Genomic DNA, 1,436 nt, shown 5'->3' with positions numbered 1-1,436 from the left:
TGTACTGACCCCAAAAAGTTAGACAATTAATTTATTCAAAGGATTTAGTTCTGTATTGCACAGGACTGAGTCCTTTTAGTTTTACCTTAATTCGTTTATTGTTGTAGTAATCAATATAGTCTACAATAGCTTGTTCCAATTGCTTAAGCGACTGAAACGACTTCTCATAACCATAAAACATTTCCGATTTCAGAATGCCAAAGAAGGACTCCATCATACCGTTGTCTGGGCTGTTACCTTTACGTGACATGGATGCTTGAATTCCCTTACTCTCTAGGAAGCGATGATAAGAATCATGTTGGTATTGCCAACCTTGGTCACTATGGAGAATCGTATCCTCGTAGTGTTTCTCTGTGAAGGCCTGTTCCAACATCGTTTTTACTTGTTCTAAGTTGGGTGAAGTTGAAAGATTATAGGCGATAATTTCGCTATTAAATCCATCTAAAACTGGTGATAAGTAAAGCTTTTGAGTATTTGCTGGAATGGCAAATTCTGTCACGTCTGTGTAGCACTTTTCCATTGGTTTGGCTGCTTCAAATTGGCGTTGAATGAGATTATCTGCTTTCTTGCCAACGTCTCCTTTATGAGAAGAATATTTTCGTTTCTGTCGCATTTTAGCTTGTAAATTGAGTACTTTCATCAAGCGTTGAACTCTTTTATGATTTACCAGATAACCACGATTTCTTAGTTCTAAATGAATCCGACGATAACCATAATTTCCCTTGTGTTCGATAAAAATGGATTGAATTTCAGCTTTAAGCTCTTGCTCCTTATCTGGTTTGTCTAGCTGTTTCACGTGATAGTAGTAGGTCGAACGAGCGAGCTTAATAATCTTTAGAAGAATCTCTAACGAAAACTCAGTGATTAATTCTTGAACAATTTCTGTCTTTCTTCTTTCTCTTTTTCCTCCTTCAATCGGAGTTCTCTCAACTTTTTTAGGATTGCATTCTCCGCTCTCAGATATTCATTTTCTGCTTGAAGGCGTTCTAACTCTGTCAATTCCTCATGCTTTTTCTTTGGCTTACGTCCCATTTTAGATGGTCTCCCTCTTGTTTTCTCAACAATAGTATACCCGTTTTTTCTATATTGTGCCAGCCAATTCGAAAGCATTCCTTGGTTTGGGAGAGCATAATCAAGGCTTATACTTCTTCGTGAACGACCTTCAATTAGCACTTTATCAATCATTTCTTGTTTTAGTTCTGAAGAATAGTAACGATTCTTTCCTTTTTTGACAATGTCTACTCCATAACGGTCAATTAATGTCACCATGTACTTTAGCCCAGAAACATCTACATCAAATCTTTTTGAAAGCTCCTTGAAGCTTTGACCTTGCTTTCTAAGTTCATAGATCTGAACTTTATCATCATAAGTTAATTTCATAATAAAAATACCCCAAAAGTTAGTTTTTTTCTGTCTAACTTTTGGGGTGCAGTTCA

General features: G+C 36.4%; 1 protein-coding gene. It reads right to left on the bottom strand.

The genetic code is table 11. From position 1 onward, the window contains the following. Nucleotides 1-31: 31 nt before the first annotated feature. Nucleotides 32-1,380 (bottom strand): IS3 family transposase gene (locus QM450_RS10540; protein WP_414320556.1). Its coding sequence is split into 2 segments (ribosomal slippage): nucleotides 32-939 and nucleotides 939-1,380, totalling 1,350 coding nucleotides; the frame shifts between segments, so codons are not numbered across the junction. Nucleotides 1,381-1,436: the final 56 nt, after the last annotated feature.

The sequence above is a fragment of the Streptococcus infantis genome (genome assembly GCF_047464615.1).
Lineage (GTDB): Bacteria > Bacillota > Bacilli > Lactobacillales > Streptococcaceae > Streptococcus > Streptococcus infantis_Y.
Note: the sequence above shows the minus strand (reverse complement) of the source record. Positions and strands in the feature narration are given on the sequence as shown.